Source organism: uncultured Rossellomorea sp., assembly GCF_947488365.1.
Taxonomy (GTDB): Bacteria; Bacillota; Bacilli; order Bacillales; family Bacillaceae_B; genus Rossellomorea.
The window spans coordinates 47,498-53,621 of the sequence record NZ_CANKZT010000012.1; the positions used below are offsets into that span (position 1 = coordinate 47,498).

General features: G+C 41.0%; 6 protein-coding genes. 3 read left to right on the forward strand and 3 right to left on the reverse strand.

Annotation, left to right across the window (positions count from 1 at the left end; translation table 11 throughout):
• Window positions 1–51: 51 nt before the first annotated feature.
• The 3 genes from Q1B03_RS21505 (at window position 52) to Q1B03_RS21515 (ending at window position 3,396) form a co-directional block, all read left to right on the forward strand.
• Window positions 52–1,485 carry a sodium:alanine symporter family protein gene (locus Q1B03_RS21505; RefSeq protein ID WP_299746734.1) on the forward strand — a complete coding sequence of 478 codons (1,434 nt, stop codon included), beginning with the start codon at window positions 52–54 and terminating at the stop codon, window positions 1,483–1,485.
• A 117-nt stretch (window positions 1,486–1,602) separates the two neighbouring features.
• On the forward strand, window positions 1,603–3,051 hold the full coding sequence (cls, locus tag Q1B03_RS21510) for a cardiolipin synthase (protein ID WP_299746737.1): 1,449 nt from the start codon (window positions 1,603–1,605) through the stop codon (window positions 3,049–3,051).
• Window positions 3,052–3,135: 84 nt separating this feature from the next.
• A complete protein-coding gene (locus Q1B03_RS21515; protein WP_299746740.1) occupies window positions 3,136–3,396 on the forward strand; it encodes a YpbS family protein in 261 nt (86 codons plus the stop codon).
• 73 nt (window positions 3,397–3,469) lie between these two features.
• Here Q1B03_RS21515 and Q1B03_RS21520 read toward each other — a convergent pair whose 3' ends face one another.
• The 3 genes from Q1B03_RS21520 to Q1B03_RS21530 form a co-directional block, all read right to left on the reverse strand.
• Window positions 3,470–3,742: a DUF2187 family protein gene (locus Q1B03_RS21520; RefSeq protein WP_299746742.1), complete on the reverse strand. Its 273-nt coding sequence runs from the start codon at window positions 3,740–3,742 to the stop codon at window positions 3,470–3,472.
• 194 nt (window positions 3,743–3,936) lie between these two features.
• Window positions 3,937–4,560 carry a hypothetical protein gene (locus Q1B03_RS21525; RefSeq protein ID WP_299746745.1) on the reverse strand — a complete coding sequence of 208 codons (624 nt, stop codon included), beginning with the start codon at window positions 4,558–4,560 and terminating at the stop codon, window positions 3,937–3,939.
• Between the two features lie 151 nt (window positions 4,561–4,711).
• On the reverse strand, window positions 4,712–5,884 hold the full coding sequence (locus Q1B03_RS21530; protein WP_299746748.1) for an MFS transporter: 1,173 nt from the start codon (window positions 5,882–5,884) through the stop codon (window positions 4,712–4,714).
• Window positions 5,885–6,124: the final 240 nt, after the last annotated feature.

The following is a 6,124-nucleotide window of genomic DNA, read 5'->3' on the forward strand; positions in this document are numbered from 1 at the left end:
ATTTTCAGATAATGTTAAGCGTAACCGACACAAATTTCTGAGGGGGTTATCATGGATATTTTAAACAATTTAGTCACGGAAGCAAATTCAATATTATGGGGATATATTTTAATAGGCGTACTCCTCATTTTAGGATTATACTTCACAATCGGATCTAAATTCGTTCAAATTCGCCACTTTGGTGAAATGCTTCGACTATTAGGTGATAAAGACGTGGTAGAGGCGGAAGGGGAAAAGCAAATATCATCCCTGCAAGCATTCTTTATTGGAGCAGGTACTCGAATTGGTACAGGTAATTTAGCAGGAGTAGCCATTGCCTTAGCAATTGGGGGACCTGGAGCGGTCTTCTGGATGTGGCTTGTTGCCATTCTGGGAGGAGCCAGCGCCTTTGTCGAAAGTACATTGGCCCAGATTTATAAAGAAAAAGATAAAGTTGGATTCAAGGGCGGCCCTGGCTACTATATGAAGAAACAACTGGGCAAGCCCTGGATGAGTTCGATCTTTGCTGTCACCATCATCCTTTCCTTTGGGACAACCTTTAACGCCGTTCAAAGTAACACCATCGCAACAGCTTTCAGTAACTCATTCGGAATCAATACGTTTGTTATCGGAATTGTGTTAGCTGGTTTGACTGCACTCATCATCTTCGGGGGCGTTAAACGTATAGCGACCTTTTCTTCCATTATTGTTCCGATCATGGCGGTCTTCTATATTGTTTTAGCCTTGTTTGTAGTCATTACGAATATTACGGAAATGCCGGGAGTCATTGCACTTATTTTTAAAAGTGCCTTTGGATTTGAACAAGTGGTCGGTGGTGGAATTGGTGCCGCGATTATGAACGGTGTAAAGCGCGGACTATTCTCCAATGAAGCCGGTATGGGTAGCGCGCCGAATGCTGCCGCTACAGCATCTGTTTCTCACCCGGTCAAACAAGGGTTCATTCAAGCACTTGGGGTATTCTTTGATACGCTGCTCGTTTGTTCTGCAACCGCGTTTATCATCTTAACTTCAGATGCGTACGGTTCCGGGCTGACGGGTATCGAGCTATCTCAAGCAGCCATGTCTGAGCACTTTAACTCATGGGCTGGTATTTTCTTAGCGATTGCCATTTTCACCTTTGCCTTTAGTTCCATCATTGGAAGCTATTACTACGGGGAAGCCAATCTTCCATTCATTAATAATAGTAAGACTGGACTTCTGATTTATCGCCTCATTGCTTTAGGAATGGTGATCTTCGGTTCTGTTGCAAGCCTTGATATTGTTTGGAGCTTAGCGGACTTTTCCATGGCATTGATGGCTCTTACCAACTTGATTGCCATCGGTATTTTAGCACCAATTGCCTTTAAAGCATTGGACAACTATATGAGTCAGCGTCGACAAGGATTGGACCCGATCTTCTATGCAGATGACATCCCAGGTTTAAAGGGTGTCGAAAGCTGGCCTACCCGTGGGCGCGAGATGACTAAAAAAGCTGTGAATGAATAAAGATTCCCACCGAACAGAGCAGGCTGACAGTCTGCTCTGTTTTTCTTTGTCATTTTTTTCTATTCCATTCTCAGGTATACTACTTATAGAAAGCTAGTTAAAGGAGCCTTACATATTATGAGTATCCTATCTACTCTTCTAGGGGTTTTATTTGTTCTTAACCTGGTCCTCGCGGGCGTCATCATCTTCCTCGAACGAAAAGATGCCGGTGCGACATGGGCCTGGCTTATGGTTCTGTTTTTCATTCCCCTTCTCGGCTTTATTCTCTATTTAATCTTCGGTCAGAACTTAAGCAGAAAGCGATTATTCGACTGGGAAGATATGAAGAAAATCGGCATTGATGATTTAATTCAAAAGCAAATACATTCTCTGAAAGAACACCGCTTCCCTTTTATAAATGAGACGTCCGCTCATTATCAGGACCTTATTTATATGCATCTCCTGAATAATGAAGCTCTTTTGACTCAGGATAACGAAGTACAAATGTTCACCCATGGGGAGGACAAATTTGAATCCTTATTAGAAGACATGGAAGCAGCACAGGATCATATTCATCTTCAGTATTATATCTTTAAGAAAGATCACTTAGGTAAGCGCATCCTGGAGAAACTTACTGAAAAAGCAAAACAAGATGTTAAGATCCGGGTTTTATATGATGAAATGGGCTCCCGGCGGACAAGAAGAAGCTTCTTTAAAGAACTTCTCGCTGCAGGCGGGGAAGTGGCTGTGTTTTTCCCTTCGAAAATTCCCTTTATCAATCTCCGACTAAACTATCGTAACCATCGAAAGCTCGTGATTATCGATGGGAAGATCGGGTACGTAGGCGGTTTTAACATTGGGGATGAATATCTGGGCTTGAATCCTAAGTTCGGTTATTGGCGGGATACTCACTTGCGGATTGTCGGGAGCTCTTCACTTGCCATGCAAACCCGGTTTATTCTTGATTGGAATCAAGCCAGCCGTTCGAAGAAGATTGCCTATGATTTACGATACTTTCCACAGTCTTCCTTTACCGGTCATGCCGGTGTCCAAATTGTGACATGCGGTCCTGACTCTGAATGGGAGCAGATAAAAAATGGATATATTAAGATGATTTCTTCAGCGAAGAAGTCCATTTATATTCAAACCCCTTATTTCATCCCGGACGTGAGCCTGTTGGATTCATTAAGGATTGCCGCGCTTACGGGGGTGGATGTACGCATTATGATTCCAAACAAGCCTGACCATTTATTTGTCTATTGGGCGACTTATTCCTATATCGGGGAATTACTGAAGGCAGGAGTGAGGATTTATATTTATGATAATGGCTTCATACATGCCAAAACCATTGTAGTGGATGACACCATTTCTTCTGTCGGTACAGCCAATATCGATGTACGAAGCTTTCGCCTGAACTTTGAGGTTAATGCCTTTTTATATGACCAGGCACTTTCTGAAAAATTGAGCGTTGTGTTTTGCAAGGATATTGATAATAGTAGGGAATTGACGCTCAAGGAGTATAACGAAAGACCTATAAAGATCAAAGTGAAAGAATCGGTTTCAAGGCTCCTTTCCCCAATCTTATAGAAGTGGTATTTGGACATTGCCATGAGTACGTTGAAGAAGGCATAATAGAGGGTATAATGCGTCAAATCAGAGAGGGATGAAATCATGAGTGTACACAAAGACATTACAAAGCATTCAAGTAAACAAAATCAATTGGTACAACAGTTTATGATATTAGATGAGCGTAGAGAAAAAGCGATCGACGAAGCTGTTGAGCTGTGTTTGGCTGAACAACCGTTTACAACGGATAAGATTAATCAGGTGACCAATGAAATCAACGCCCTTGCCCGTCAAGGTGTCGTGCCGCAGAGAAAGCTTGTCACCACTGGAATGGTTGAGGAATATGTAAACAGCAAATTAAAATAAAAAAGATCCTAATACGTCTTTAGCCATGCTACTGGTCTAGGCGTGTTAGGATCTTTTTCTTTGCAGATGAAGTTTAGGCTTTTAATGCGCTATTCCACCCATCATATACAAATACAGGTTGTGAATCATTTTCAGCTCTTTCAATGACGACATAGTTTTTATGTGCCACTACGGTTTGATCATCTGGTAAATCCAGCTTTTTTGCCACATTTTTATCCATTTTGACGATGACCGTATTTTCTCTAAGAGTGGTCACCACACCATTGATGACATTCTTCTTTCTTTTAAATTGCACGGTATCTCCAAGGTTAGCATTATCTTTTGAGTAGACGAATGTATTCTCCATTTTAAAATCCCCTTTTCTATAGATTAGACGCTATTTTTATTGGTATTTTACAATTGTCGTATATGAATTGATGCATTTATGAGATTGCTTTTGAATATCTTATCCTACTTGTACCACAATTCAAGATGATCAAAACCTTTTAATGTTACTTTTTTGAAGACTGATGTTCTCTGCCGTTTCGTTTTTCAGGTTTTTTATTCTGTTGATTGCAAAGCCTCCCGGTCGGTTACCGTGACTTTGAATACATACGCTTTGTCTGCTTCCAGGATTCCTCCTGAAGGCTTACCATTTTCATCAAGGGATAACCCTGAAATTTGACCATCTTGCGTTCCGGCAATCGCATACAAATATATGGGCTGCCCTTTTTCTAAAGTGGTTTTTGTTGAAAGAAGACTAGCAAAGGTATAACCACCAGAAACGAAATCATTCATCATGGTAAACGTTCCACCTTCACTGCCATGTATAAACTTTAACTTTTCCTCATCATCTGAAGTAAATCCAAAGGATAAGAGAGAATGCTTGAATAGGTGCTCCATTTGATTAGAAGAAAAAGGCTCGTTCTCCACTTGTTTGCCATTTTCATATACCTCAATCGTTTTTTGCAGATCATCCTCTTCTCCAAGACTTCCGTCTAACTCAAAATATTGAATATCCTGAATCCCGGTGAACATAATCAGCTCTTTTTCTTTTGCATTTAATTTATAAGGTTTAATCGTGAGTTCTGTCTTGTTTGATCGGTCTTTTTGATATGTCTGCTCAGGTGTACATGCTGTAAGTAAAAGGAAAATTCCTATTATGAAAACCCCTGTGATCCTCATTATGTCATCACCCACAAAATTTTCTGCTTCTATATACTATTACACGCAGACATAGGTAAATCCTTCCTTTATTTTAATTTATTTAAATTTTCTAACAAATAAAAAAGGCATCTAGGAGAGAGACTCTCATTAGACGCCTTGAAATAACATATTAATATGCAAGTGCATTCTTCTTTTCTTCTTTCATGAGAACGAAGCAAAGGAAAATACCTAATAGGGATAGGACTGCGAAGAATAAGTACACCGTGTAAATGGAGTACGTTTCATAGATAAAACCGCCAACAAAGGTACTGAACCAATTCCCCAGTCCGTTTCCGATTGCTGAATATACCGTAACGGCTGTTGCTGTAATGTGGGAAGGCGTGATTTCTTTAATGTAACGTAAGCCCGCCGGAATGAATAACCCAATGGCAAGTCCTTGCATCACAGCCGATGAATAGACCAGCCAAAGACTAGGTTCCGTAAAGTAAAAGAGCCAGCGGAGCATGGACGCAGCACCTGCTAACGCAGCCACCGTTAATAGTCCGAATTTATCAATCCATCCCCCGGCAATCCTCATAAAGGGCACTTCTGATAAAACGGCGATTAAAAACGCAAGACCGATTCCGGCATACGTCCCCCCAGAATCCTCAACAAATAAGCCGAAGTAAACATTATTGGCCAGGTTTGGACCGAATACTAAGAAGGTTACAGCTAAGAAAATGAGGAATTTCTTCATTGTAAATAATTCTTTCATCCCTGCTTTTAAATCAAGCTTTGCTGCCGCTCTCTCCTTAGGAAACCGAAAGGAAAGGAATCCTGAAAGTACCAGACAGATAAAGAAAGAGTAAAAGATGATGGTGGGTCCGATGAAACCTTCCGAAAGTTTCCCCATTATAAAGACAGCAATCCCGAAGCCCAATGAACCGAACAGACGGATATTTCCGTAGTTATACCGGACTTTACTTGTATACTTCAAGCTAATACTATCGGAAACCGGAATGATTGCACTTTGAAAGATTGCAACTAAAATGGCCACGATAAGCAGACCATAGTAAAAGTCCATAAACAAATAACCGAGTGCAAAGATCCCAGCCACTAAAGAGGTTAAACCAAGAACCAAGGTGGGACAATTGGTCGTGTCACTCACCATTCCCCAAATCGGCTGGAAGAAAATCATCATGATCGGACCTACAGACATGATCGTTCCAATCTGATATCCGTTTAATCCAACGCTTTCACTCAAATACACACTGAGTAAGGGATATAAACTACCAACACCGAAGAACGTTAATAAATAAAATCCTTGTAAGGTAAAAATTTGATTTCGTACAGTTCTTTCCACTACCGTATCCCCCAGATGTTTTTTGTCTTCCTTATAGTAGACCTTGAACGTTCAATTGTCTATGAGTTTATACCTTATTATGGATAAAGTCATGCATTTTTAGAGCTTTGAATGTTTCGTCCAGCTACGGCGGCTAGCCCCTCGAGGTCATAAGCCAATAACGCCATAAAGGCAAAAGGCGCCTTTCCGGCGTTCTCGTCTTATGCTTGTCGGGCCTGAGCAAGCCGCCTCCGCTTTTGT